This window comes from Oxalobacter paraformigenes, assembly GCF_000158475.2.
GTDB lineage: Bacteria > Pseudomonadota > Gammaproteobacteria > Burkholderiales > Burkholderiaceae_D > Oxalobacter > Oxalobacter paraformigenes.
The window spans coordinates 903,745-929,825 of record NZ_KI392031.1; the positions used below are offsets into that span (position 1 = coordinate 903,745).

A 26,081-nucleotide genomic window follows, 5' to 3' on the forward strand; every position below is an offset into this window, starting at 1 on the left:
TTTGAGGCGACTGTCAGCTTAAACAAAAGGATAAGGTGTGAAGAAGCTCATATTAGTATTCTCTCTTGCTTTGTTTTGTGCAGTAGCCTCCGCACAAGTCGTAATGTCAGGCGGCATAAAGCCAGAGCATAGAATTCAAACCGCTTTTGCTTCATTCAAGGTGCCCGGTGATGGATACATGGTTCCATCGGCGACCTACCTATCGCACGAAACCTGCGCACACAAGAAAATGGTTGGATGGAGTAAAGCTATGAGAATCACTCCGCCACCGCCAAGACATATGGGCAAAGCTGGTGCTTGTTGGAAAGACCAAGGTAAAACAATTAAGTTATGTCCTTTTACATATAACGGGGACATGATGTTATGCGAAACAATACATAAATCATGGTTTAAAAAAATTTGACCTACTACATCTGGTGAATTATGAAAAAAATTGTGCGCTGGCGGTAAGCATAGTCGCGTGGAGCCGCAAGTTCGCCAGCAGTTTCCTTGGTTACGCGGCTCCAATCGGAATGGGAACTGGTCGATGAACCGGCACCGGAATCCCGGAACCAACATGAGGACAGCCATTACAGCAATATTATGGCGTTGTGCAATGCGGCCATGTTGTCCTTCGAACGCTGGCCTTTGATTGCTGGCGCTCTGCATAAACTGAACAAGGATTTGGCGGCAAAGATAGCCTTGCCGATAACTGAAGGTGATATTCTGGCCAGAATGGTGTTGAAGCAATTCAAACAGGAAATAAAGACTGTACAGAACAGGGAACTACCATGCAACCGCAGGAACGAAATGCCGGCGGCACAGTTTCTTGCCAGGCTGAGCTGAGCCTCAACAGGATGTCGTGACGCTATAACAGCGTCATGGCACCTCCATCCACACAAAAAGCCTTTTTCAAGCCGATCGCTTTCATGCTCGACCCGGGCGGCAGCGAGGATGTCGAGTACGTCAATCTGTACATCCGTCCCGAAGACCTGAGCTATCCAGAACCGTCCCGGATTACCACACATCAGACTCTTGGCAAAGCATGGGTAGATAACTATGGCGAAGGGCTCAAACGGCTGACCATCTCCGGAAACACGGGATGGAGAGGAGAGGGCCTTATCATGGTCGAAGACGGAATCGAACGTTTCCAGATATTGCGTCAGGTGGTTTTCGAGAAATGGCACCAGTTACGACAAACCAAACTTGAAAATGGTGACGATCCGAACGATGTCAAACTGATTTATGCGGACAAGCTTAACGATATCTGCTGTACCGTTGTTCCCATCAGTTTTACGCTGAAACGCTCAAAAAGCAGGCCGTTACTCATGATGTACAACATCGTCATGGATGTGGTCGATGCCGACGCCAGCGATGCGTATATATCCATGCTGGATACCGCCCTGATCGTCGATGAAATAGCCGCGCTGGACAGTTTCGGTGCGTCCATCAATAACCTGGGCGATTTTGCCAAGAATCTGAATCTGATGACCGGCATTGCTGCCGTATCGTCAATGGTCAAGTTTGTTGGAATGACCAAAAAAGTCATGGAAACGGTTTCGGATGCCTATAAAAGCGGTGGGATCGTCAATGCTGTTTTAAAAACCAGCGCCATGGGTATATCTGGCGTTGGAGTCAACGTTTGCCGATCACTGTGCCAAATGGTCGGTTTGCCCCAAGACACACTGCACAATCTGATGTGGGGCGCATCAGTCTACGGAAACATGCTCTGCATCCTGAAAAACGCTTTCCGTTCCGACCTGATGTATCCCGATTATTCCGACATTTACGGAGCCTCATTCTGTTCATCGACTGTAGGCGGCCGTCCCATGACCCCTCTGGCCGGACAAAATCCGTTCAGTTTGATATCTCCGGAAACATCCTTGCCGATCAGCATTTCGCAGGATGCGATGAGCGCCATGTCAGCCATGCAATCGATTGATCCGGTATTGACGTCGGTATCTGTCGGGAAAATCGAAAATGCCCTGGACAGAATTGTAGAGGGAGTCGTTGTATGAGTTTTGAGAAGAAACTGAAAGGTTATCGGTACATCGCCACCTTTTGGGGCGAAACCATACAAAAGTTTGCTGCGCGGGTCATGGGCGATGCCGCCAAATGGGTTGAAATCGCCAACCTCAACAACCTGATGCCTCCATATCTTGCTGCAGAACCGGATTCTGACCGGGTTGCCGCCTACGGCGATATGTTGATGGTGCCGGCAGCCAAATCGATGGTGACGGTCGAATCGGATCCCGATGCGGTTTTCGGGGTCGATATCCTGCTTAACAGGGGAGCGCTGCTTGTCGAGAATGGCGATATCAAAACCGTTTCGGGCGTCAAAAATTACGTTCAGGCGATACGCCATCGGGTCGAAACCGATACGGGGGAACTGCTTTTTCACAGGGACTATGGTTGCCGTGTCCGGTCCGTTATCGGTCTGAACAATGCCTATTCCGCCGGCATGATTGCCGGGTCTTATATCAAGGCGGCGATCAAATCGGATGTACGCACCAAGAATGTGCCATCGTGTCGTGTTGGAATCGCCGGTGACGTCATCAGTATTGACGTGGATGCGGTACCGGTCTCGGGACGTCCGGTCCAGTCCATTGCATGGGAGCTGAAATGACATTCCAGGTAAAAGATTTCCGGTCCATCGTGCTGGCCATGATCAATCATGCCAAGGCGACACAAGATAAAGTGACCGATTTTCATGTCGGGTCGGTGGTCCGCACTCTTTTTGAGGCGCCCGCTGTCGAAATCGACGAATTTTATCAGCAGGTATTCCGTGGCTTACTGGATGCCATACCGGTAGCGGTTTACAAGGCGTTCGATCATGATTTGTTACCGCCTGCCTATGCTTCCGGTTTTGTCAGGTTCTGGGCAAAAGAAAAAACGGATAAAGCCATTGTCATACCGGCAGGATTCGAAATTTACCGGGAAGATTCCGACGTCAAATACGCTACCCGTGATGCTGTCACGCTTGCGGCCGGAACATCGTACATTGATGCGCGTGTCACTGCGTTGACTATCGGTACGGCTGGAAATGCCGATATCGGTGTCCTTTCGATCATGTCATCGGCTATCGAAAGTATAACCAGTATATCCAATCCGAAGCCGGTTACAGGAGGACGGGATCACGAGACCGAAAGTGAACGGAAAAACCGGTTTCTCGAATTTATTACCTCCTTGTCGAGGGGCACTGTCCCGTCAATTATCTACGCTGCAAAACTGGCGACCGTGACCAATGCAGAGGGAGAAATCGCCGAATATGTGACGCGAGTCGGGATTGATGAAGGTCCCGGATACATGGATGTTTACATTTATGGGTCCGGAGGAACACCCAGCAATGAACTGATCAGAAAAGCGCAGTTCATTATCGATGGCGGTTATGATGAATCAACCGGTGAACTTGTCCCTGGATATCGTGGCGGCGGAGTCAGTGTCCTGGTTTCTCCCATTGTTGAACAAAGTGTCGATTTCGATATACAGCTCAAAATGCTCAACGATCAGTATAAAACGGATGAAATCCAGGAAGAGATCGAAACGGCTTTGCATAACACGCTTTTATCCGTAAAAGCAGGCGAGAACATTTCCATCGCGGAATTGCGAACGGTTGTATTGAGTATTCCGGGCGTATCGAAAGTTATTTTCGATATGGAAACCAATGTCGAATGTGCTGCCAATCACGTATTGAATATCGGGAAACTACATGTCGAGTGGCTATGATGAAAAACAAACTGCTCTCGCATTTACACCGAGTTTATGACAAGGATCCGCATGCTGTTCTGGCATTGCGGATACGGCATCCTTCGATTCTGGTTTGGTCTGTTTCGTCCCGCGAACTTTCTCTATCGCTGAAAAGCGGCAAGGCATTGGGGGTGATTCCGCTTTCCGGGTTGCGATTAAGCGATCTGGCCAGAAAATTAAACGAACTGGGATGTACGGTGGAATATCTCAATCCCACTTTACAGGACAGGCTGGCAGATGCCCTGCTGGAAGGGTCGGGAAGAGAAGACACGAGTAATGGTGACCATCTGTACTGCTACGATTCACTGCTCTGGGCACTGGTCGATGCCGTTGCGTTCGAGCTGGACGATGTCAAGTCCAATGGGGTCGTCGAAGCACTGAAACAGGCGTATCTGCATTCCGCTGACGGATTCTGGGTTGATTTTTGGGGCGGTTTTTTTGGCGTCTATCGTATCAGCGGCGAAACGGACGAGTCATATTTGTTGAGAATCCTTGCCGAAACCTGCCGGATTCGCTGCAATTCGACGGCAATCCGTCTGACGATCAAAGAGCTGACGGGGATTGATGTCTACATCCACGAAATGTGGGAGGAAATCTTTACGCTGGATTATTCCGAATTGTCCGGCAGTCACGCCTTTTGTGATGGCGTTTATTACACATGGGGCGTCATCGAACCGATCGTGTACCAGCCGTTGACGGACGAACAACGCAAACAGATCAGACAGATCATCGAACGCAACCGGATGGGTGGTTGTGTCGCCACAGATCCTACCGAATCGGCATCCTATGTCATACAACGTGATATCGATTATTCATCGATGTTTTATCAGACATACAAATCGGTTACCTGGGCAGACAAGGGTAGCTGGACAGGAAAATGGACTGATAAAAAACTGTACGGCATGTCCATTGCCATGTCTGTCAGATCGCTGATGGATGAAGTCGAAACCGGTTTGTTTGTGCTTAAACAAAACATCGATTATGCCGTTGTCACATCACAAGAATACAGACCGGTAACGTGGACAATTGGTCACGACTGGACCGTCGGGAAATGGACCGATATGAAGCAGGTCGGCATGTCTATTGCCATGTCTATTTCGTAGTCGTGACATTACATTCACTGCATAACATATGCGGGTGAACAATGGCGATTCTGACGAATTCAGGGCGGCTGGTCATAGCGAAAATCATGAAATCTTTACCCTTCTATCTGGCATGGGGAGAGGGTGATGTCGCCTGGGATGAAAATTTCATGCAACCGACATCGACAGACGTGGCACTCGTCAACGAAATCGGACGCCGTGAAGCCAATATCGTCGAATATTGCACGCCTGATGAAAACGGCACGATCGAAGTGTCAAGCGGCAAATTCTCGCCATCTGAAACGGAAACGCTTTATATCCATTTGCGTTTTGATTTCACGTTGGCCGATTCTCCCAGTTGCGTGATACGGGAGTGCGGTGTTTTTGTCGGGACTGAAATCAAGGCGGACACTCCTGCCGATATCCGGTATTTCCTTCCAGAGCATATCCAGAAACCTGGCAGCCTTGTCATGGTGGAACGCTTCGTCGCACTGAATCTGGCTACGGACTTCCGCCGCTCGTTTGACTTTGTTATCACATTGTAAGGGGATTGCTATGGCAGAACAGATGCCGGCAGGATATTTCAACCGATTCCGCGAAACAGATGGCTACGAAGAACATCTGTTTAGTGCAGGCCGTCATCTGCAAAATGCAGAGCTCAATGAAATACAGAGCAAGTCACGCAATCGGTTGAAGAATGTGGCAGATGCCGTCTTTCAGGACGGGCAGGTTGTACGCGATGCCACGATTGTGATTGACGCCGAAACCGGAGAAACGGTTTGTCATTCCGGAGCAATTTATTTGCGTGGTGACGTCCGCGGCGTTCCCGAAGCCGTTTTGACCATTCCGGTCAAAGGAAAACTGACGGTCGGTATCCGCCTGATCGAAACTGTCATTACCGCCAAAGAAGACAAAACGCTGCTGAACCCCGCGGTCAACTCGCGGACGTATCAAAAACCCGGCGCTGACCGGCTGAAAGTGACAACAGAATGGGGTTACGAAGGAGACGGAAAAGAGGGCGATTATTATCCGGTTTATTACGTTCAGGATGCCCAGATTATCCGGCAGAGTGCGACCGATTCAATCGAAATCGCCCTGGCGCAATATGACCGCGATTCCGCTGGCGGAACTTATGTGACTGACGGCATGGTGGTCAGCATTGCGGATGACACAGACGATGGGCGACAAACCTATGTAGTTGCCAAAGGCCGGGCACGGGTTCATGGCAGTCCCGTCACATTTTACGCAGACAAGCGTGTCGAATATGACGCGCAACCGTCAGTAAGGCGTGTCAGCGGCGAAACACACACCGCTGTCGGCGGAACGGAACGTATTGAAGTAGTCAACAAGCCGATCTCAACCATCGAACAGGTTTTGGTAAAAAGCCAGAAGTCCGTAAGCATGACCCGTGGACTGACAGAAAACACGTCCGACAAGCTGCCGGATACCTCTGTTTTGTCCATCGTATCCATCGAGGGGTACACGCAAGGAACGGATTACAGACTGGTCGGCAATACTGTCGACTGGTCGTTATCGGGGTCGGAGCCGTCGAGCGGGACCACGTATAACGTCGAATACCTGTACTGGCACGAAACCGAACCCACCGACCTTGATTCAAACGGATTCACCGTTTCCGGCGCTGCTGCAGGTGATGGAAATATTATGCTGACTTACAGCTATTGCGTGCCACGTGTTGACCGCCTGTGCCTTAACAAAGATGGGGAACTCGTTTTTATCAAGGGACTGGCATCGGACTATAACGCGAAACCGGCACGGATATCGGACGAATTGCTCGGACTGGCACTGATTTACCAGACTTGGGACGATAACCGTTATGTGGAAACAGACGGGGCGCGTATGGTCCCGATGTCTGATCTTGCGAAAATCCAGAGCAAACTTGACCGATTGCTGGTGCAGGTGGCGCAGCAAGCCTTGAGGCTCGATGCCTCAATGCGCGAAACCGACCTGAAGAAATCGCTTTTTGTCGATCCTCTGACCGATAACGATATGCGTGATGCAGGACTCGAACAGAACGCCGCGATTTGCAATGAGATGTTGATGCTGGCCATCCCCTTAAAGTGCGATTACTTTACCAAGGATCCGGACCAATACATCCTGTCAGGCTCGCTGGTAACGGAAGTCGAACAGTTGCTTAAAACCGGGTCGATGAAAATCAACCAGTACATGGCCTATGTGCCTGATGCTGTGACTGCAGCACTTGATCCTGCGGTGGACCGGTATGTCGAAACAGTCGACGAGCGGACGGGATATTACGGCGGCTCCAATACTTATGCCAAAAACAGCGCGGAAATGGAATTGCTCCTGTCAAGACTGCATGATATTTCACTGGTTCTGAACAGTTCTTCGACAACAACCACTACCTCGCAATATTTACGGCAAATTGACGTCTCTTTTACAGTGACCGGTCTCCAGCCGCACGAAAGCCTGACCGTCAAATTTGACGGAATTACCGTGCCGACTTCACCTGCCAGCATTACGGGTGATGTGAACGGTATCGCCGCCGGCAAGTTCACAATCCCCAAAAACGTGCTGGCAGGGACAAAACAGGTGGATTTCATCGGGGTATGGGGCAGCGAAGGTCATGCCCTGTTTACCGGCTCGTACACGATTGTGACGACTGTAAAAAATTACACGATTTACGACCCCCTCTCACAGACATTCCGGGTTACCGAACGCTGCCAGATCGGGGCGGTTGAAATATGGCTGACAGCCAAAGGCGAGACACCCATTACGGTACAGATTCGGGAAACGGCAAACGGTTATCCGACCAATGCTGTGCTGGCCGAAGCCACGATCAACACAAATAACTTGACCACCGATCAATTCAACCGTTTTACGTTCCGGTACCCGGTAACGTTATCTGCCGATACGGATTATGCACTGACCGTCCTCTGTAACGACAGCGATTCGGAAATAGCGATTGCACAGATCGGCAAAGCCGATACGACCTATCATCAGTGGGTTACCGCACAACCGTATCAGATCGGCGTTTTGCTGTCGTCGTCCAATGCCGTCACCTGGACGGCTCATCAGGACATGGACATGACGTTCCGCCTGTTGCGATACGAGTATTCCGAAAACACGCATACGGTCGATCTTGGTGATATTTCGCTGCCTGATACGTCTGATCTGCTTTTGCTTGGGGTAGAAGAAACGCCCGATGAAGTGACACGGGTGGATTATCAGATCACCGCACCTGACGGGACGGTTCATGAAATCGCGTCTGACCAGACCTTGCAGTTGCCTGCAGTACAAAAGGGGAATTTTGGCGTCAAGGCGGTGATGTACGGCAACGACAGGCTGTCTCCGATCCTTTATCCGGACGGCTCGATCGTACATGGCAATATCAACCAATCGGGCACATACATTACCCGTGCAATGAAAGCCGGAGAAAACAGTCGTGTCAGGATAATTTATGACGCGGACTTGCCGACCGGTTCAGTATGCAAAGTTTCCCTTTCCGTGAATGAGCAGTACATCGATGTACCGGTTTTATCGACATTGGTACTGGACGATGGCTGGATTGAAACAACTCATGAAATAAAGAGTGTCAACGAGGATTTTGCCCGGACAAAAATCGAATTGAGTGGAAACACTGCAGCAAGACCCTTTATCAGAAATATTCGCGTAATGGTGATGTGATGGAAGAAAGCAAAGAAATAATTGACGATCGCACCAGCAACCTGTCTCTGCAACTGCCGCACAAGAATAACGGACTTGAAGTCGACGTGTCGCGCTTGAGAAACGCATTCGTTGAAATCGATGCGATGCTTAAATGCACGACCGTCGACAAGGGTGTAATTACGGCAGGTTCGACGGTGACTTTTCTGTTTTCCGACGGCGAGTTCCAGTCCGCCACGTTTCAGACCGGTCCGGTGAATATCGCCATAGACGGGTACGACGAAACAAGGCGCCGCTATATGATGCTGCAGCTTAACGGAGCCGGGCTGATCGCGCTGACATTCCCAACGATTTACTGGGTCGCTGCAGACGGAACCTATACGACCGATATCGCAAAATACCTGGAAATCATCGGACGGGAAGCGCTGTCTCCAACGATGCCGACCTGGATTCTGGTCTGGCAGGTTGGGTCCATCATTTACGGGAAAATGCTATGAGCTTGCTGGCATTACTGGCCTTGTCCGGTGGCTCATACATGCGGATGACGGAACGCATGACAAGTCGCATGACAACTACAACATTTCCAACATTGTACGGTTCTGAATGGGCGACGATCACGCAATGGACGACATCGCAGGTCACATCGCAAAGTACGTCATCCTCCTATCTGACACAGTGGATAACATCACAGGGCACATCAAATTCCTGGACAACTACGTGGATCACAGCTGGCTAAGGAGCATCAATGGGATCGTCATCACATAACAAATACAGCAGGGCATCGCATGCTACCTCACAGGTCACAACCAATTACTGGACAACGTCATGGACCACAAGTGCAGTCACAACTGTATGGAGACAGACGTCGTACGACACATCCTGGAGCACGCAAGAAAGCGTCATGACCTCTACTCAAACAGAAGTTATGACCCAACGGGAAACCGAAGTCAGCTTTCTGACGCAATACATGACCCGAATCACTTTCTAGGAGACTAAATGAAAGCACCACACGCTATCTCATTACGGGAAAGACATAAAAATCCTCAGGCGGCTTACGGCAATGTGGAACGAGACAAATCACTGGAGGCGCTGTTTTATCTGGAAGATATGGCCGATGCAATGGCACCTTTGCCGACGACATACGACGTACTGGCGATCCAGCCATATTATTTTTCCGAGTTCGGCTACACCGATCTGTGGAACGGCCTGTACTTGTTTCCGATGGGGTATGAAGTGGCGGCCCGTGTCATGGAGCAAGCAGTAAATGATGTAACCGAACAGGATCTTTCAAGCGTGAAGGTGCCTGAATGGAAAGACAAGTATGCACTCTATCGCGGTACAGAAAAACACAAACGCATCATTTTTCTGCCAGGCAGCAACATGCTGCATGTTATCGATTTTGATGCCGTTGAGCGGCTCTTGCATCACGACAATTCGATCATGGTCAAGCCCCATCCGATCATGACTCTGGAGGGACTTCGGGTTCTGGGTGCCAAGATTGGCTTTAACCGGATTATCGATCCCAGGGAATCCGGTATGGATTATCTCAAGAATTGCGAAATGGCATGGGGAACAGCCAATTCGGAAATCGGCATGAGGGCGGCTCTACTCGGTATCCCGTATCGTGATATTACCCGCACCCAGTTTTATCCCAATATGACCTATGCATCAATCCATAGGCTTTTCACGGATGATACCACTCACAATAAACAGGTCGTCCTGGCTGCACTGGCTTCCAAGAAATCGGGAATCATCAGGCCGTCAGAAAAAGAAGAGGAAGTGGCGGAATGCATGGAAGGCTTTTTCGAGCTGGCTATGACCATCCGCGAACAGTACAAGCCTATGTATCCGGTACACGTCCCGATGCAGTTTTCCCCGCGCCAGCAGAAAGGATAAATCATGCTTTACGTGAAAGTCGATAAGAACGGCGTGCCCTGCGAATATCCCATTGCGGAAAAAGAACTGCGGTATCGTTTGCCCAATGTATTTTTGCCAAAAGAGCTGACACCGGAGGTATTGGCGTCAATTGGTTTTGTACAGGTTCCCGAGCAACCCGCACCAGAACGGGTCAGCTTGCATGCTACTGTCCCGGATATCCCGATTATTGGAGACAACGGCGAGATTGTCAGAACATACGAATTTGTACCTTATACGGAAGAAGGACTTGAACATCGTAGAAATGAGTTACGAGCAAAACGGGATAAATTGCTTAAGGAATGCGACTGGACACAGTCGGAAGATGTACAAGCGGGCATGACGGCTGTCGAGCGACAGCAGTGGAGCGATTACCGGGCAGCATTGCGCAATATGACCGATGACTTCGAGGATCCCAACATCGTCACCTGGCCAGTCAAACCGGCTGCTCTCAAATTGCCCAAAATTGACACACGTTCCGATGCAGAAGCGGTCAAACGTCGTCTGGCAGCAAAGCGGATCGATGTGCAGGGGGCGGGGATGACTTACACATTCCCGGATGGCACTACCGGCACTGTCCAGACTCGCAATGCTATCGATGTGATCAATATTACCGGACAGGCTGTTGGTGCAATGGCATTGTCCATGCAAGGCGATACAACGACATTATTGCCATTTCGGGATGCCCAGGATATCACTCATGAGTTGACGCCTCTCCAGATGGTTCAGATGGCGATGGCAGCACTGAATTTTGTGTCTGCCACGTATCTGAAAAAATGGGAACTGGAAAATAAATTGGATGAACTCACTGCCAATGAGGCTTCCGGAGAAGAATTGGTTTCTGTCGTGGAAAGCTGGACACCATGACAATTATTATCAGTGAAATCCTGTTCGAGCCGACGTTCGAGTGCAATTTACGTTGCAAGTATTGTTACCTCGGCAATGCCCGGAAACAGCGTCGAACGACAGATTGGTCATATGTGACAGATGCGGCACGGCGTCTGACAGACAAATTCCTTGCTGAAGACTACAGGGTACGTAATGTCCTGTACCACGGTGCGGAAGTCACCGTTTTGCCGCCGGAAGTATTGGCGGATGTCTGCAATATTTTTGACGAAATCGCTCCCGATGACTATGGATTTCAGGCTATTCAGACCAATGGTACATTGATCACGCCTGAATATATCGAGACATTCGAGAGTCGATTGCATGATGGTATTCGATTGCATTATTCCATTTCTGTAGACAGCCCGGAAAAGTTCAACGATACGATGCGTGGACGTGGCACATATGAAAAAGCGATGGCCAACGCCCGGAACTTGTTGAAAAAGGGCTATCCGGTACATCTGTTTGGCTGTTTTACGCCAGAGATGTTCGCTCATCTCGATGACATGAAAAGCTGGATTCAGGCACGTCAGGCTGAAGGTTTTATCTGGAAATTCCAGATCGCTTCCGCACCATTTAATTTGTCGGATGAGCAACAGGTGAAGTTGGCCTACTGGCTGGACGAGAATGACTGGATCAGACGATTTAACACGCTGGTCCCAGAGATGTGCGGCAATTTCGGTAATGAGTGTGATGTCAATCATTTTTGCGCAGACGGACTGTATCCTCCATGCGACCGGCAAACCGGCGAGATTGTCCCTCTTTGGCTGGATAAGCCTGTTTCCCGATTGCTGGAAATGCGGCAAGGCGCGTTTGCCGGCACGCCGACGTCGCCGCAATGCCAGTATTGTCCCGTCAGACCGGTTTGCCATTCCGGGTGTCCGAAATTCCGGGTGGATGGCAGAGCGGTGGACTGTATGCTGAAAAAGACGATTTATCGGATCCGTGCAAACAAATTGGGAATCCCGATGCACAAGGCTATCAAGCTGTACCAAGGAACGTCGAATTTCAACCCGCCCAATGACGGCATCCCCACTATTGCCGAAATCAGGAGAAAAGGGGCATGAAAACACTCGAGATGATCCGTTTCCAGTCGACTTATGCCTGCAATCTCAGGTGTCGGTATTGTTATCTTGGAGATCGTCGGGAAAAGCCGGGCAGGGATTTTTCGTATGTTTCCGAGGCGGCGCGAAGTTTTGTCGGAATTATGGAAAAAGGGGATTACCGGGTCAGACGGTTGATTTACTTCGGCGCGGAAACGACCCTTTTGCCCCCAGATATTCTGGCTGAAGTCTGCAATACATGGCATAGCGTGGTTGACGAGCATCAGTCGCTGCAGACTAATGGGCTGTTGTTGACAGATCCTTATCTGGACGCATTCGAACGGATCGTTTCGGATGATGTACGGTTATCCGTTTCAGTATCAATTGATGGACCACAGCTGTTGACCGATATGCAACGCGGTCGTGGCGTGTATCAACGGGCGATGGCGAACGTCCTGCGCTTGAAAGAGCGCGGTTACTCAGTCAATCTGTTTGCATGTGTTACTCGCCAAACAATGACCTGTTTGCCTGAAATCGAAGAGTGGGCGCGAAACCTTGAAGAGCAGGGTATCGGTGTTGGGTATCAGCTGGCATCGGCACCGTTCAATCTCTCGGACGACGAACAGGTGACTTTTGCCAATTGGCTGTTTGAGCATGGCTGGCAGAACAGCGTCAGGATACTGGCGCCCGGTGCCTGCTCACGCGCAGGTAACGACTGTTTTGTGTTGTCGGTCAACGCTGACGGAACATTGTCTCCCTGCGATCGGCAATCCGGTTGTGGTCCCTTGTTATGGTCAGACAAGACAATGGACGAGATCGTAGCGATGCGGCGCGGATGGTTTGCCAATACGCCAATCTCTCCAAAATGTCGCTATTGTCCTGTCAAGGTGCTCTGTCATTCCGGTTGTCCGGCGTTTCGCACAGCCGATGGCAGATCACTGGATTGTGCCTTTACTCGTGCCATTTACTCACTCGAAGCAATGCGACAAAAAGTACCGATACCTCATGTCCGGAGACCGCTTTGGGCTTCTTATCAACCTCCCCGGATGTCGGAGATTAAAAAATGATTATTTCCCATTCCAGACACTTTGTTTTTGCCCGTGGCATTCGCAATGCAGGAACGACCGTGAAAGCAGCGCTCTCGACGCTGTGCAACGACGACGACCGGATTGCAGCATACAATCCGGCCGAAATCCCGATTTTGCAGAAAGCCGGTTACCGAACAGAACAGCATAATACTGCACGAAATGGACGAACGCTGATCCCGTATCGATCCCATTGGGATCTCGATGATCTGTACAAAACATATCCCACTCTTGCCGATTTTGACGTTATCGGAATTTGCCGCAATCCATACGACAAGGCTTATTCATTCGGCAAGTGGGCACTGATGCGAATGCGATATAACGCCGGTCTCGAACCCGTTCCTGCCACACCAGGGCGTATCTGTACATTCATGATGGGATGGATTACCAAACGCTATTTTAAAGAGGATGCCATTACGAGCCATCGTAACGTCTATAACGACAAGACCACGGGCAACGTCACGCTTATCCGGTATGAAAACCTTGAAGCTGATCTGAAAAAGGTCTTTGACCATTATGGCGCGCCGATGCCGGAACTGTTCCGCTTCAAGGATTCGTCGAAAGTGTGCAGTCTGCCTTGGCAAGAAGTTTTGACTAGAAAAGAAATCGATTTCATTAACAAGTTGATGGAAAAGGATTTCGAGATATTCGGCTATGAAATGCTGTGAGGGAAGAATGAAGAGGATAGGGTTACTGGGGTTTTGGGCATTGTGTGTACTGGCCGCGTTATTTTCCCTAACAGTGATGTTGATTGAAGCGATCAGAGGACGTGAGAAAGCACTGGATATCGCTGTCGGTTTTGATCAAACAGCCAATGCTGCTATTAACGGCGACGTGGATGAAACAATCAGCTCACGAGCCTATAGAAAAGCATCTGAGGGTAAGTGGGTGTGGGAATGTCTTAAAGCTCTGCTTGATTGGTTACAGCCGGGACATTGCAGAGCGGCGTACATGAGTGAAACGGAGCACGCCAAATCGTGGTTATCGTCAAACGAAAAGTAGTGGTGGTCGTGACGTAACAATTCGTTTAACCAATTATTCCAGGAGTGACGCATGACGAAATTTGATCTGCCAGATGATCCCGAGGCGGTACATGCTGTCCTGCTCGAACGTATCACTCAACATGAAAAAGCAATTTGCGAATCGCAAGAAGGAATCAACAGACTGCACGAAGAAAATAAACGGCAGGACGAACGACTGGAACGGATCGAGAAAAACACGGCCACTCTGGTCGATATCTTCCGTGCCGGCGACGGAACGCTCAAAACCGCCAAATGGTTTGGAAAACTCCTGATCTGGATCGGCAGTGTTGTATCCGGCACGTACGCGCTGTGGTTTGCAATCACCAACTGGCCGCACAGGGGAGGCTGACATGGCAGGAAAAAACCTCCGTCTCGGCATCGGCGCACTGGGCATCAGCGCGACCGTACTCGTTTCCATCGCCCTTCACGAAGGCTACCGGGATAAAGCGTACAAAGACGCCGTCGGCGTGCCGACCGTCGGATACGGGGAGACAGCGGGCGTCAGGATCGGAGACCGGACCACACCGGAGCGGGCGCTGGTGCAACTGCTCAAAAGCACGGAAAAACATGCCGACGCCATCCGGCAGTGTATCCACGTACCGTTATACCAGCATGAATTCGATGCCTACGTCAGTCTGGCCTACAACATCGGGGCGGGCAACTTCTGCCGTTCCACGCTGGTTAAAAAGCTCAATGCCAAAGACTATGCCGGGGCGTGCCAGGAAATAAAACGCTGGGGCAGGGCGGGCGGCAAAGTCTTGCCGGGGCTGGTCAAGAGAAGAGAAGCGGAATATCGGATGTGTACTGGAGAGACAACATGAGTTTAAAAATTGCTGCTGTAACCGGCTTGCTGGCGTGGATTATCGGAGGAGCGTCCGGTTACTGGCTTTGCCACACTAAATGGGAAGCGGAAACGGAACGTATAAATGCCTCACAGGCGCAACAGGAAACAGAACATCTTGAAAAAGCAATGGAAGAAAACCGGAAGCTGCATGAAGCGGTTAGCCAAATGCAAATCCGGCTGAAGAAGGAGAATGATGATGCAAAACGTAAAAATGATGCTTTGCTTGCTCGCATCAATCGTGGTGTTATCCGGGTGTCAGTCCCCGCCAATTCGTGTCGCGACGTGTCCGACGCTGGACGTTCCGGTGCTACAGATCGAAAAACGAGAGCCGAACTTGACCCGGAGACTGTTGAACGTATTCTCTCTGTCGGACGAGACGGAGACGTCGCAATCCGGGATCTAAACGTTTGTATCGATCAGTATCGAACTGTGGCTCAAATGTGTGGGGAGAAGCAACAATAAAAAGACGGTGCGACTTCATCAGATGCGGGAACATCTGACAAAGCCACTTCCAGCAGACCAACCTGCTTTCAGCCGAGGCACCGACACTGCGCACAGCGCTGCCAAGGCTATCATGCTGGTAATAAAATGGGAAATAATAAAAATCTATTTGGAGATTTCGAAACTGTTAAAACAACACCGATTGTAAAATGGATAGGCGGTAAACGCAGATTGGCAAAACACATTTTGCCGAAGTTTCCTGAACATCTGTGTTATGTCGAGGTTTTTGCCGGTGGCGCCGCCTTGTACTTTCTGCGAGACCAACAAGCCGAAGTAGAGGTTATTAACGACATCAATGGTGAACTTGTAAATCTGTATCGAGTCGTCAAAAACCACATTGAAGAGTTTTTACGGCAATTTAAATATGCGTTGTCTTCCAGGCAAATTTTTGAGTGGTTGAAAATGACTCCGTCAGAAACTTTGACTGATATACAGAGAGCAGCCCGGTTTTTCTATCTTCAACAACATGCTTTTGGCGGGAAAGTAGGGAACCAGACATTTGGCACGGCAGCAACACGACCGGCTATCAACTTAATGCGTATTGAAGAACATTTATCAGAGGCACACCTACGCCTTGCAGGAACATACATTGAACATCTTGACTGGGCAAAATGCATTTCAAAATATGACCGGCCACATACGCTGTTTTATTGTGATCCGCCGTATTGGGACACGGAAGGTTATGGCGTCGATTTCGGACTGGAGCAGTACCATGCCATAGCTGATACGTTAAAGACTATCCAAGGTAAAGCCATCTTGAGTTTGAACGACCATCCAAGAATGCTGGAAATTTTCAAGGATTTTCGTCTAGAAACAGTCCAGATTAATTATACGGTTGGGGGAAGTGGTAAGAAATCAGTAAAACGTAATGAGCTGATTATTTATAATTGGTGAATCAAATATTACGGATACGAGATGCTGTAACCGCTTGTCTTCAGCGCTTGACTTTCTAGGCACGACAACGGAAGGGAATAAATCAGGGACATTGATAATCGCACACCAACCCATTGTCGCAGGATTAAGTTTACTATAAAACAATACACTTTATACAGTTTTCGAGTACATTTATTTTATTTGCTTAATTGTTGAGCATCCCAATGCGACATCAATAATGATCATTCATTACTGATGTTGTACACTGAATTATCCACAGAAATAGGGGATAAGTCATCGATGTAGATCCTTGGCCTTTAACTGAACATATCGGAAAAGCTGTTTGGGATCCCGATGTCCAGAAACCAGCATAACCTGTTCTATGGTATAACCTTGTTCGAACAAACGGGATATTCCCTCATGTCGGAGGTCGTGAAAACGGAGATCATCAATCTGAAGAAATTTGCATGCCCTCGTAAACAAGGTGCTGATTGTATGAGGTTGGTGAGAAAAAATACGCTCACTTGTGCGTGGTTGTCTCATGACAATATCAAATGCCTTGCCCAATAATGGGACTTCCTGATCGTTGCCATCTTTTTCCTTGGGATGTTTTCTGTCCCTGATAATAATGGTTTTGTCATGAATATTAAGGTCAGACCAGGTGATGCGTGTTATTTCGGAATCACGCATAGCGGAAATAATAGCAAACTGGATGATATCGGCCATTGGTGTTTTCATGAAAGGGCGGCTTCTGAAGTATTGGTCAAGTAAATTCAGCTCTTCAACAGTTGGGCGCCTTTCTCGTTCTTTTGACCGGGTTTTAATTCCCATGTATTTCAGATTTGCCCGAACGGATAACAGGACATCGATAGATACAGGAATTTTCCAGAGTTGTTTGGCCGCTCTGAAAATAGATGACATATAACTCAGATCGATAGAAATAGTGACGCCACCGGCGCCGTTACCCATTCGAATCTTCACGAAATCCATTATCTGACTTTCGGTCAGTTCATCCATGTAAACATGCCCGAGCATTTTGCGTAATCGACTGATGACATCGACTTTATTCCTTCCGAAAGGCTTGATGCTTCCGATCTCGTTATTGTATCGGTCTATCAGTTCAGCAAATTTATAATCAGACAGGGTTCTGGTATCCTCGTATTTTCTCGCATCAATTTCGGACTCAATATTTCTTGCCCAGATTTGTGCCTGTGTCTTTTTTTTAAAAGAACGTGAGATAGACTTGTGGCCCTTACGTCGTATTTGAACGAACCATGAATCCCCGCGCTTTGTAATCGATGCCATGATGAAATTTGATGTAATTTTGATGCACTGAGAGATCAAAATAGCATAAAACAGCACAAAATAAAACAAAATCTACTATATTTTTATACAGTATATAAAAATAGAATTATTAATTTAATCAATGACTTATAAAAAACGAACAATTTCAATTGCCCCGATGCTCGACTGGACAGACCGGCATTGCCGCTATTTCCACCGGCTGATCAGCCGGAATACCTGGCTTTACACGGAAATGGTCACGACCGGCGCGCTGCTCTACGGCGATGTGGCGCGCCATCTGGACTTCAGCGAAGAAGAACACCCGGTTGCCCTGCAACTGGGCGGCAGCGAACCGGCCGAACTGGCGCAGTGCGCGAAACTGGGCGAGAAGTGGGGCTACGACGAAATCAACCTGAACTGCGGCTGTCCGTCCGAACGGGTGCAAAAAGGCGCGTTCGGCGCCTGCCTGATGAAAGAATCGAAGCTCGTTGCCGATTGCGTCCGCGCCATGAAAGACGCCGTCTCCATTGACGTGACCGTCAAACACCGGATCGGCATCGACGACATGCATACCTACGATTTCGTCCGGGATTTCATCGGCGAAATCGCCGGAGCCGGGTGCCAGACCTTCATCGTCCATGCCCGAAACGCTATCCTGAAGGGCCTGTCTCCCAAAGAGAACCGCGAAATTCCGCCCTTGCGTTACGACGTCGTCTATCAGCTGAAAAAAGACTTTCCCGGACTGGAAATCCTCCTGAACGGCGGCGTCGAAACGGCCGGTCAGGTCGAGGAACACCTGAAACACGTCGATGGCGTCATGATCGGGCGCGCGGCCTACCATTATCCCTGGCGAATGGCCGAATTCGACGCCCGTTTTTACGGGGACGGCACCGTGCCGGAAAACCCGTCCGCCGTCGTGGCCGCCATGATCCCCTATATCGAAAAACAGCTTGCCCTCTACGGCGAAAAAGGGCTCAGGATGCACGGCATCACGCGCCACATGCTGGGCCTTGTGACCGGCATGCCCGGCGCGCGGCGGTTCCGGCAAATCCTGTCCGACCCGGCCAGACTCGCTTCCGGCAATCCGGCGGCAATACTGATGGAAGCGCTGGCCGCCGTCCGGTTTTAAGAGAGACTGGCAAACAGGGGAAACCTGCAAAACCGGCCATTACGGCGACCGTAGCGCTCACGCCTTCAAGTCGTTTTCGCGGGCTCGTCCCGTGAGCCCGCTTCAGGAAACAGTGTATTTGCGGGCAGCCCGGTTCGGGCCTTTCCTCCGGAAAAACAGGGGCGGCCACCGGAAAAACCGGATGGCCCCATTCGCTGCCCGCGTTCCATACAGCCGCCAGCCGTTTCCTGCCCGTTTTTCCGCCGGGAACCAGGCAAATGGCCTTCCGGCCGTCGGCATGGCGGTTTCCCCGTTCCGGTCGCCAGGCCATCAACCCGTTTCCGGCAATCCGGACAAGCATTGCCCCCTGCCTTCCGGTTCGCCTTTATGGCGTGGAAGGAAAGCGGAAAAACCATGTGGCCACCGGCAAAAAACAGCCGAAAGAAAACGGGCAGGGGCAGGCCGGCGTCCGGAAAAACCGCCCCTCCAATACCCGGGCAAGGCGTGCCAAACGACTGGCCGGACGTCCTTTTGCAGAGTCTGTTAAGATAAACGGCAAGGGGATCGCGGCATAAAGCCTCTCCCAAACCTTGACGGACAACCGTCGCTTTCACCGGGTTCATTGTGGCGAATCAACGCCATCGAACCGTTCGGCTTTATGCTGGATATCCAATAAGGGGAACCCCTTGCCGGCTTTCCTTTTCATCCGGCAAACCAGACAGGAGGGAAAACATGAACGACGACAACTCCCGGCGGAACCAGTGGCTGCTCTGGTACATCGCTTTCGCCGTCCTCGGCGTTTTGCTGGCCCGCGGTTTCTGGGCGGGCTACCATCCGGCCGAACCCTTGCCGTACAGTACGTTCCTGCAACAGCTCGATGCCGGAAACGTCAAACAGGTCGATATCGTCGGCGACCAGATCACGGGCGTTCTGAAAGAACCGGTCAACGGAAAAACCGATTTCACCACCACCCGCGTGGACAATACGCTGGCTGAACAACTGGCATCGCATGACGTCGAATTCACCGGCATCATCCAGAGCACCTTCCTTTCCGACATTTTGGGCTGGATCATTCCGACCGCCATCTTTTTCGGGGTCTGGATGTTTCTGATGCGCCGCATGGCAAACCAGTCCGGCATGGGCGGCAGCGGCGGGTTTTTGTCCATCGGCAAAAGCCGCGCCAAAGTCTATGTCGAAAAAGACATCAAGGTCACCTTCGACGACGTGGCCGGCGTGGACGAAGCCAAGGAAGAATTGCAGGAAGTTGTCGGTTTCCTGAAAGACCCGGAAAAATACGGGCGGCTGGGCGGCCGCATCCCGCACGGCATTTTGCTCGTCGGGCCGCCGGGAACCGGCAAGACCCTGCTGGCCCGTGCCGTGGCCGGTGAAGCGGGCGTGCCGTTCTTTTCCATCAACGGGTCCGAATTCGTCGAAATGTTCGTCGGCGTCGGCGCGGCCCGTGTGCGCGACCTGTTCGAACAGGCCCGGAAACAGGCCCCGGCCATCATCTTCATCGACGAAATCGACGCGCTGGGCAAGGCCCGCGGGGCCTACGGCGTCGGCGGCCATGACGAGAAAGAACAGACCCTGAACCAGCTTTTAGCCGAACTCGACGGATTCGATTCCAAATCCGGCCTCGTCCTTTTGGGGGCGACCAACCGGCCTGAAATCCTCGATCCGGCGCTGTTGAGAGCGGGCCGTTTCGACCGGCAAATACTCGTGGATCGGCCCGACAAGGCCGGACGCGTCCAGATATTGCGCGTGCACCTGAAAAAAATCCGGCTGGGCGACGATATCAACGTCGATCAGATCGCGGCTTTGACGCCCGGCTTTTCCGGGGCCGACCTGGCCAATCTGGTCAATGAAGCCGCCATTCTCGCCACCCGGCGCAAACACGAGGCCGTCATGCTGGAAGACTTTACCGGCGCGATCGAGAGGATGATTGCCGGACTGGAAAAGAAAAACCGGCTTATCAATCCGAAAGAACGCGAAATCGTCGCTTACCACGAAATGGGCCACGCGCTGGTATCGCTGGCCCTGCCGGGATCGGAAACCGTCCACAAGGTTTCCATCATCCCGCGCGGCATCGGTTCGCTTGGCTACACCATCAACCGGCCGACCGAAGACCGCTACCTGATGACGAAACAGGAACTCGAAAACAAGATGGCCGTTCTGCTCGGGGGGCGGGCGGCGGAATCGCTCCATTTCAACGAAGTGACGACCGGCGCGGCAGACGATCTGGTGAAAGCGACCGAAATCGCCCGCAGCATGGTCACGCGCTACGGCATGAGCGAAAAACTGGGACAGATCGCCTATGAATCGACCCGGAACGTCTTTCTGGCTCAGGCAGGCGAAATCCAGCAGGAAAACCGGAACTATTCCGACGAGACCGCACGCGATATCGACAATGAAGTCCGGCAACTCCTCCAGCAGGCTTTCGAGCGGGCAAGCGGCATTTTAAAGGAACATGCCGGAGCGCTCCAGACCGGGGCAAAAGCGCTGCTCGAACAGGAAACGCTGACCGAAGAGGAAGTGTTCGCCGTCTTTGAGGGCCGCAGCTGGCGGCTTCTGGCCTACGATCCGGCAGCCGAAAAAAGGCCGGCGGAAACGGACTTTGGAAAAGACCCTGAGGCCGCCGCTGAACTGCCGTCTGAAAAGAAAGAAAACGGTACCGGAAACGAAGAGGACGCCCGCTCCTGAGCCGGATTTCCTCCGGTCTGCGGGCAAAGGGCATAGCGCACACATCCCCGGCATGCCGCTTCGGCAAAAGGCGGCCTTTTTACGGAGACGATTCCGCAAAAGACAGTACATTGAACGAAGAAGCGGAATTGCAAACGCGGCAGGCGCTCTTTCCCCGGCCGTATTGGCAGGAGCCGCTGCGCCGCAGAAAGCGGCTTGCCGGAAAAGAAAACCGGAAACCGGACGAGACCCGATACAAAAACAGGAAGGGCAGGGGATTGCCGAAACGGCGGGACAGGCCGCGCCATGAACCGGACGTAAAGCGCAGGCATGGCCGTCGCCGTTTTAGCCCGCCTCATACCGGCCGTCCTGAGGTCTGCCGGGCTTTTTTGCCGGGGTTTTTCCGGAAAGCATTTGCCAGACCGGAAAACCCCGCTCTTTCATCCGTTTTCACGTTTTTCCGGCCTGTTGGCAAGGGTCGCTCTTTCTTTTGGCCCTTTCCTCTTTTCCCGATAATCCGTTGAAAAATTCCCCCTTCCGCGAGGGCAGGAAACGGAATAGCGGAAAATCCGGCGCTTTTTCGCGGCTTCATCCGCGATTTCTCCAGACCGGCCAGCTTTCTTTTTTCCTTACCGCCTCTGCCGAAGGAAAGACTTTTTCCGCGTTTTAAACGGGAACGGCCGAATGCCGGGCGATCGTTTCCCGCCCCCTAATAACCGGATCCATCGCGCGCCCTTTTGCCGGTCATGGGCGGATAACGGCATTTCCCGCACTCCGGGCTATCGCCCTCCGGAACCGGAAATCGGCCGGTTCGCCCGGGAAAGATACCCGCCGCGTCTCCCGGCCGGGCAAGCGTGCCCGGCAAACCCGGCAGGGCGGCAAACCGGCGCTGTCGTCAAGACGCGCGGCCGGGCTTCCCGTGAATCCGGATGAAAAAGAGGGCAGCGGCAGCCGGAAACATCCAGACCGCTTCCAGAGACAGCCCGGAAAAAAACCGATACGCCGATACCCTGCCGAAAAGTACGGGAAACCGGATAAAAAAGGAGAAAACGGCCCGCAAGCGGCCTGCGTGCCCGGCTTGAGCGTTTTTGAAAAATGCCTGATTTCCGGATGATTCCGGTAAAAAACCGGGGAAATACGGAACAATCCCCTTTGAAAGGGAAAAAACCGCTCTTAAACAACCGGAAAACAGCCTTCAGGGCGTTTTCAAAACCGTCACGTTCTTTCCCAAAACCCTTATCCGGAGCGCGCGATTATCCCATAGCCGCACCGGCCTCACCCTCCGGAAAAACCTGAAACGCCGGGCAGGCAATCCGGTGCGCCGGAGTGTCCCGCTTTTTGCTTGTGATGAGATCGCCTTGCCTTGAAAAGGAAAGGCGGCATGGCTATTTCGGGGCGATTTATGGCGCAGCTTGTCCCGCCTGTCCCCTTTTCAGGCCGTATTTTCCTTCTCTTTTTCCGGAAAGGGCATTGGCCGGCAAGGGATAAAGGGAAGGGCAAACCCTGCGGTTCAGCCCCTTTGCCGCGCCAGTCACGGTTCCGGTTCAACCGCCATTCCCCGCTGCTTCCTGAACCGGCTGCGGCCAGACGGTAACCGCCGGACAGATGAAAAAGCGGGCCAAACCCCGTCGGCCCGAAGCACAAGCCTTGGCAAGAACCCGCCTCATGGCGCCGGGCTTATTCCCGATTTGTCCGGAACGCGTCTTTCTTTCCAGCAAAACGCCGCCCTCAAACGGCCCGTTTTTTCCTGCAAGGCAGACGCCGGATTTCCGGCCCGGTTTATTGAATCCCGATCTTTTCCATCCGTCCGGGAAGCGGGAATCGGCGCGGTGGCTCCTGTCCCTCCCGATAAGCCGCCTTAAAGAACGGCAGGGCCGTATCGGTTTTTATCCGGACACAGCCCTTCCGGCAGGGTTTCCCAAACCGCCTCCATGCCGGGGAGCGTCTCCCGAGACGTATAAACGCCAGCGCCGGAAAACGCTCCGCCTGCCGCCGGCCAAACTGCCGGAAAAGCGGTTCTGTCCGTTTTATGGGGCCTGCAACACCGCTCCGCGTAAAAGCCCGTTTTCCCGCAAAAAGAAGGCCGGAATACCGTCCTCCTTTCCAGAAGGAAACCGGCCTTTATTGCGCCACTTCGATGCTAGAATATAAAAATACCTGTTGACAGCAGACTGTTACGATATGGAAAAGGAGGGCGCGATGCTGATCAATCTGTTGAAAAAACTGGCTGCCTTTATCTCGCTTCTGCTGTTTTCCGCCTTTTCCTGGGCCATGAGTTTTGAATCGGATATCGAGTTTTCCTTCAATGACGAACGGTTTTCCGGACGTTTCCGTTACGATAGAGACAAAGTCCGCATGGATGTGAAAGACCGCCACGGCAACGAAGAAACCATCATCCTGCGCGAGGACACCCACACCTACTGGTTCATCGGCCAAAACAAAACCTACAACGAAATTGCCATGAAACATACGATTGCGGCCAGTACCGGCATCGTCGGCCAGCACATCGACCCCGCAAAAGTCCAGCGTCATTTCATGGGGGTGGCCACACTCGATGGCCGGACCGTGAACAAATACCGTGTCATCATTGATTCTTATGGAACGCCGGTCGAATTCATCGAATGGCAATGGCCGGGACAGCCGGTACCGCTGAAAGTCGCCACGCCGGAAGGCAACAGCGTCATCGAATACAAAAACGTCCTGTTCCGCCCGCAGGAATATTACCGTTTCCAGTTGCCGAAGGGCTTGAAAAAAACGACATTCCGCATGCCGAAAAAAAGAACCGGAAAAGCGTAAGCTGCAAGCCCGGCATGCCCGGCAGTACCGGGCATTTTTTCCGCATTTTCGACCGGACTGGCGCGATTCCGGCTGGCGCTGCCGTTCAGGCCGTTGCCGCTTTCCTGTCATGGCTGTCCGGTGCGGCAGAAAAAACGCACAGCAAGGCCGGGTAGCGGCCTGTCAGGCGGGCAACAAACGCTTCTTGCGCCGTCACGCGAAAAGAGACGACAGGTGGCGCTGCGTTTATGGCACAAGCCCGGTTTGGGATCGCTTTTTCCCCGGGAAGCTTTCCCGGCCTGCCGTGCCGCTTGCCTTCCCGGCCTCCGGCCTGCCTTGACAGGGTAAAAACAGAAACCACACGGCTGCCGAATGAATGGGCCCGGTCGGCAACCGCGCAAGAGGAGAGAAATACCGCTGTTGACCCGGAAAGAATGGCCGCCCTGACAAGCGGGCGGCACACCGGTTGTTGCCGCAGGCGGCATTTCCGTTACCGGCGGGACACCGCCAGAAAACCGGCTGGCCGGAACCGGACTGCCCATCCACGACATCCGGATACCGGCAGTATACGGACCGGAACAGGAAAGCCTGTCCGCCTCTTCCGGCCGGACAGGCCAGTCCGGCGCAAATACCCCGAATCCGGCAAGCGCTGGCCGAAAAGCCGGCAAGCCGGGCTGCCTGACGGATCGGCCCGGCCGCCGGCGCGCGGCCTGAAGGGCAAAGCGTCCCTTTGCCCTTCAGACCGCGTGGGGAATGGTTTTTTGTTTGCCGTTTTCCAGTCCTTGCCGGTATGCCCGGATATCGGCAATCGTAACGACCGGAAAGCCGTGTTTTTCCGAAAAGGCGGCAATTTCCGGCATCCGCGCCATCGTCCCGTCTTCATTCATCAGCTCGCACAATACGGCAAAAGCGGAAAGCTTAGCCAGCTTCATCAGATCGACACTGCCTTCCGTATGGCCCGCCCGGGCAAAAACGCCGTTTTCCCGCGCAACCAGCGGAAAAACATGGCCGGGCCGGGTCAGATCCTCTGGCGCCGCGCCGGGCGAGATGGCGGTTTGGATCGTGGCGATCCTGTCTGCTGCCGAAACCCCGGTCGTTATGCCCCTTGCCGCCTCGATGGAAACCGTAAAAGCCGTCCCGTAGCGACTGGTATTGTGTCGTGTCATGGGAGGCAGGCCGAGCCTTTTAGCCGCCTCTTTTTCCATGCACAGACAGACGATCCCGCTGCATTCCCGTATCATGAGGGCCATTTGGGAAACCGTCATTTTTTCAGCCGCAAAAACCAGATCGCCCTCATTTTCCCGGTTTTCGTCATCGGCCAGCAACACGCCTTTTCCCGCAACAAGCGCCCTGATCGCCCCGGCAATCCGGTATTCCGGAGCGGACACTTCACCGTTCTTCGCCTTTTTTCCCATCGTTTTTCCCCCGCCGAAAAAAACCTTACTATACGGCGTGCCGCGGGAATGAAACGGCAGGAAATTTGCCAAATCCGGTACTGGATTGGCAGCAAACCGGAAAAGGAGAGCCAAGAGCGCGGCTGACCGGCGGATACCGGAAAACGGAGTAACGCGCCGCCGCAAGAAAAAGCCGGCACACCGGTTGCCAAAAACCCTTTAAA

The 26,081-nt window shown here is 52.1% G+C and carries 26 protein-coding genes; 24 read left to right on the forward strand and 2 right to left on the reverse strand.

Going from position 1 to position 26,081, the window contains the following annotated elements; translation table 11 throughout:
• The first annotated feature begins 37 nt into the window (after positions 1-37).
• The 19 genes from OFAG_RS08100 (at position 38) to OFAG_RS08190 (ending at position 16,638) form a co-directional block, all read left to right on the forward strand.
• Positions 38-403 (forward strand): hypothetical protein, encoded by a 366-nt coding sequence (locus OFAG_RS08100; RefSeq protein WP_147617651.1) that lies wholly within the window; start codon positions 38-40, stop codon positions 401-403.
• A gap of 86 nt (positions 404-489) precedes the next feature.
• Positions 490-825, forward strand: coding sequence for a hypothetical protein (locus tag OFAG_RS08105; protein WP_020995120.1), 336 nt, complete (start codon positions 490-492; stop codon positions 823-825).
• A 35-nt stretch (positions 826-860) separates the two neighbouring features.
• Positions 861-1,997 (forward strand): hypothetical protein, encoded by a 1,137-nt coding sequence (locus OFAG_RS08110; RefSeq protein ID WP_005876775.1) that lies wholly within the window; start codon positions 861-863, stop codon positions 1,995-1,997.
• On the forward strand, positions 1,994-2,605 hold the full coding sequence (locus tag OFAG_RS13900; RefSeq protein WP_005876772.1) for a hypothetical protein: 612 nt from the start codon (positions 1,994-1,996) through the stop codon (positions 2,603-2,605). Before OFAG_RS08110 ends, OFAG_RS13900 begins: the two co-directional genes overlap by 4 nt.
• Positions 2,602-3,705 carry a baseplate J/gp47 family protein gene (locus OFAG_RS08120; RefSeq protein WP_020995122.1) on the forward strand — a complete coding sequence of 368 codons (1,104 nt, stop codon included), beginning with the start codon at positions 2,602-2,604 and terminating at the stop codon, positions 3,703-3,705. The genes OFAG_RS13900 and OFAG_RS08120 overlap by 4 nt, the downstream gene beginning before the upstream one ends.
• Positions 3,696-4,829, forward strand: coding sequence for a hypothetical protein (locus tag OFAG_RS08125; RefSeq protein WP_005876768.1), 1,134 nt, complete (start codon positions 3,696-3,698; stop codon positions 4,827-4,829). The genes OFAG_RS08120 and OFAG_RS08125 overlap by 10 nt, the downstream gene beginning before the upstream one ends.
• A gap of 41 nt (positions 4,830-4,870) precedes the next feature.
• Positions 4,871-5,353, forward strand: a complete 483-nt coding sequence (locus OFAG_RS08130; protein WP_005876767.1) for a hypothetical protein — start codon at positions 4,871-4,873, stop codon at positions 5,351-5,353.
• Between the two features lie 10 nt (positions 5,354-5,363).
• Positions 5,364-8,471, forward strand: a complete 3,108-nt coding sequence (locus OFAG_RS08135) for a DUF4815 domain-containing protein (RefSeq protein ID WP_005876765.1) — start codon at positions 5,364-5,366, stop codon at positions 8,469-8,471.
• A complete protein-coding gene (locus tag OFAG_RS08140) occupies positions 8,471-8,947 on the forward strand; it encodes a hypothetical protein (protein ID WP_005876764.1) in 477 nt (158 codons plus the stop codon). The genes OFAG_RS08135 and OFAG_RS08140 overlap by 1 nt, the downstream gene beginning before the upstream one ends.
• Before the next feature lie 499 nt (positions 8,948-9,446).
• On the forward strand, positions 9,447-10,346 hold the full coding sequence (locus OFAG_RS08145) for a hypothetical protein (protein WP_005876762.1): 900 nt from the start codon (positions 9,447-9,449) through the stop codon (positions 10,344-10,346).
• A 3-nt stretch (positions 10,347-10,349) separates the two neighbouring features.
• Complete coding sequence (locus OFAG_RS08150) at positions 10,350-11,231, forward strand: phage tail assembly chaperone (protein WP_005876761.1); 882 nt, start codon at positions 10,350-10,352, stop codon at positions 11,229-11,231.
• A complete protein-coding gene (locus OFAG_RS08155) occupies positions 11,228-12,316 on the forward strand; it encodes a radical SAM protein (RefSeq protein ID WP_005876759.1) in 1,089 nt (362 codons plus the stop codon). The genes OFAG_RS08150 and OFAG_RS08155 overlap by 4 nt, the downstream gene beginning before the upstream one ends.
• The gene (locus tag OFAG_RS08160) at positions 12,313-13,359 is read left to right on the forward strand and encodes a radical SAM protein (protein WP_005876758.1); all 1,047 of its coding nucleotides are present in this window, start codon (positions 12,313-12,315) and stop codon (positions 13,357-13,359) included. Before OFAG_RS08155 ends, OFAG_RS08160 begins: the two co-directional genes overlap by 4 nt.
• Positions 13,356-14,045 (forward strand): hypothetical protein, encoded by a 690-nt coding sequence (locus tag OFAG_RS08165; protein ID WP_005876756.1) that lies wholly within the window; start codon positions 13,356-13,358, stop codon positions 14,043-14,045. The genes OFAG_RS08160 and OFAG_RS08165 overlap by 4 nt, the downstream gene beginning before the upstream one ends.
• A gap of 7 nt (positions 14,046-14,052) precedes the next feature.
• On the forward strand, positions 14,053-14,379 hold the full coding sequence (locus OFAG_RS08170) for a hypothetical protein (protein WP_020995126.1): 327 nt from the start codon (positions 14,053-14,055) through the stop codon (positions 14,377-14,379).
• 51 nt (positions 14,380-14,430) lie between these two features.
• Entirely contained in the window at positions 14,431-14,748 is a 318-nt protein-coding gene (locus tag OFAG_RS08175) for a hypothetical protein (RefSeq protein ID WP_005876754.1), read from the forward strand.
• Between the two features lies 1 nt (position 14,749).
• Complete coding sequence (locus OFAG_RS08180) at positions 14,750-15,220, forward strand: lysozyme (protein ID WP_020995127.1); 471 nt, start codon at positions 14,750-14,752, stop codon at positions 15,218-15,220.
• Positions 15,217-15,705 (forward strand): lysis system i-spanin subunit Rz, encoded by a 489-nt coding sequence (locus OFAG_RS08185; RefSeq protein ID WP_005876750.1) that lies wholly within the window; start codon positions 15,217-15,219, stop codon positions 15,703-15,705. Before OFAG_RS08180 ends, OFAG_RS08185 begins: the two co-directional genes overlap by 4 nt.
• A gap of 126 nt (positions 15,706-15,831) precedes the next feature.
• Positions 15,832-16,638 (forward strand): DNA adenine methylase, encoded by an 807-nt coding sequence (locus tag OFAG_RS08190; protein WP_005876748.1) that lies wholly within the window; start codon positions 15,832-15,834, stop codon positions 16,636-16,638.
• Positions 16,639-16,911: 273 nt separating this feature from the next.
• On the opposite strand, the gene OFAG_RS08195 is transcribed toward OFAG_RS08190, so the two are convergent.
• Entirely contained in the window at positions 16,912-17,922 is a 1,011-nt protein-coding gene (locus OFAG_RS08195; RefSeq protein WP_020995128.1) for a tyrosine-type recombinase/integrase, read from the reverse strand.
• A 121-nt stretch (positions 17,923-18,043) separates the two neighbouring features.
• Here OFAG_RS08195 and dusA point away from each other — a divergent pair, with 121 nt between their 5' ends.
• From dusA to OFAG_RS13910, 5 genes are all read left to right on the forward strand, one after another.
• Positions 18,044-19,030 carry a tRNA dihydrouridine(20/20a) synthase DusA gene (dusA, locus tag OFAG_RS08200; protein ID WP_005876745.1) on the forward strand — a complete coding sequence of 329 codons (987 nt, stop codon included), beginning with the start codon at positions 18,044-18,046 and terminating at the stop codon, positions 19,028-19,030.
• A gap of 257 nt (positions 19,031-19,287) precedes the next feature.
• On the forward strand, positions 19,288-19,584 hold the full coding sequence (locus OFAG_RS13905; RefSeq protein ID WP_147617649.1) for a hypothetical protein: 297 nt from the start codon (positions 19,288-19,290) through the stop codon (positions 19,582-19,584).
• A gap of 157 nt (positions 19,585-19,741) precedes the next feature.
• Positions 19,742-21,709: an ATP-dependent zinc metalloprotease FtsH gene (ftsH, locus tag OFAG_RS08210; protein WP_005876742.1), complete on the forward strand. Its 1,968-nt coding sequence runs from the start codon at positions 19,742-19,744 to the stop codon at positions 21,707-21,709.
• A 2,139-nt stretch (positions 21,710-23,848) separates the two neighbouring features.
• Positions 23,849-24,484, forward strand: a complete 636-nt coding sequence (locus OFAG_RS08245) for a hypothetical protein (protein ID WP_005876740.1) — start codon at positions 23,849-23,851, stop codon at positions 24,482-24,484.
• Positions 24,485-24,498: 14 nt separating this feature from the next.
• Positions 24,499-24,639 carry a hypothetical protein gene (locus OFAG_RS13910; RefSeq protein ID WP_155979197.1) on the forward strand — a complete coding sequence of 47 codons (141 nt, stop codon included), beginning with the start codon at positions 24,499-24,501 and terminating at the stop codon, positions 24,637-24,639.
• A 561-nt stretch (positions 24,640-25,200) separates the two neighbouring features.
• On the opposite strand, the gene ribB is transcribed toward OFAG_RS13910, so the two are convergent.
• Positions 25,201-25,878, reverse strand: a complete 678-nt coding sequence (ribB, locus tag OFAG_RS08260) for a 3,4-dihydroxy-2-butanone-4-phosphate synthase (protein ID WP_020995133.1) — start codon at positions 25,876-25,878, stop codon at positions 25,201-25,203.
• Positions 25,879-26,081 lie beyond the last annotated feature (203 nt).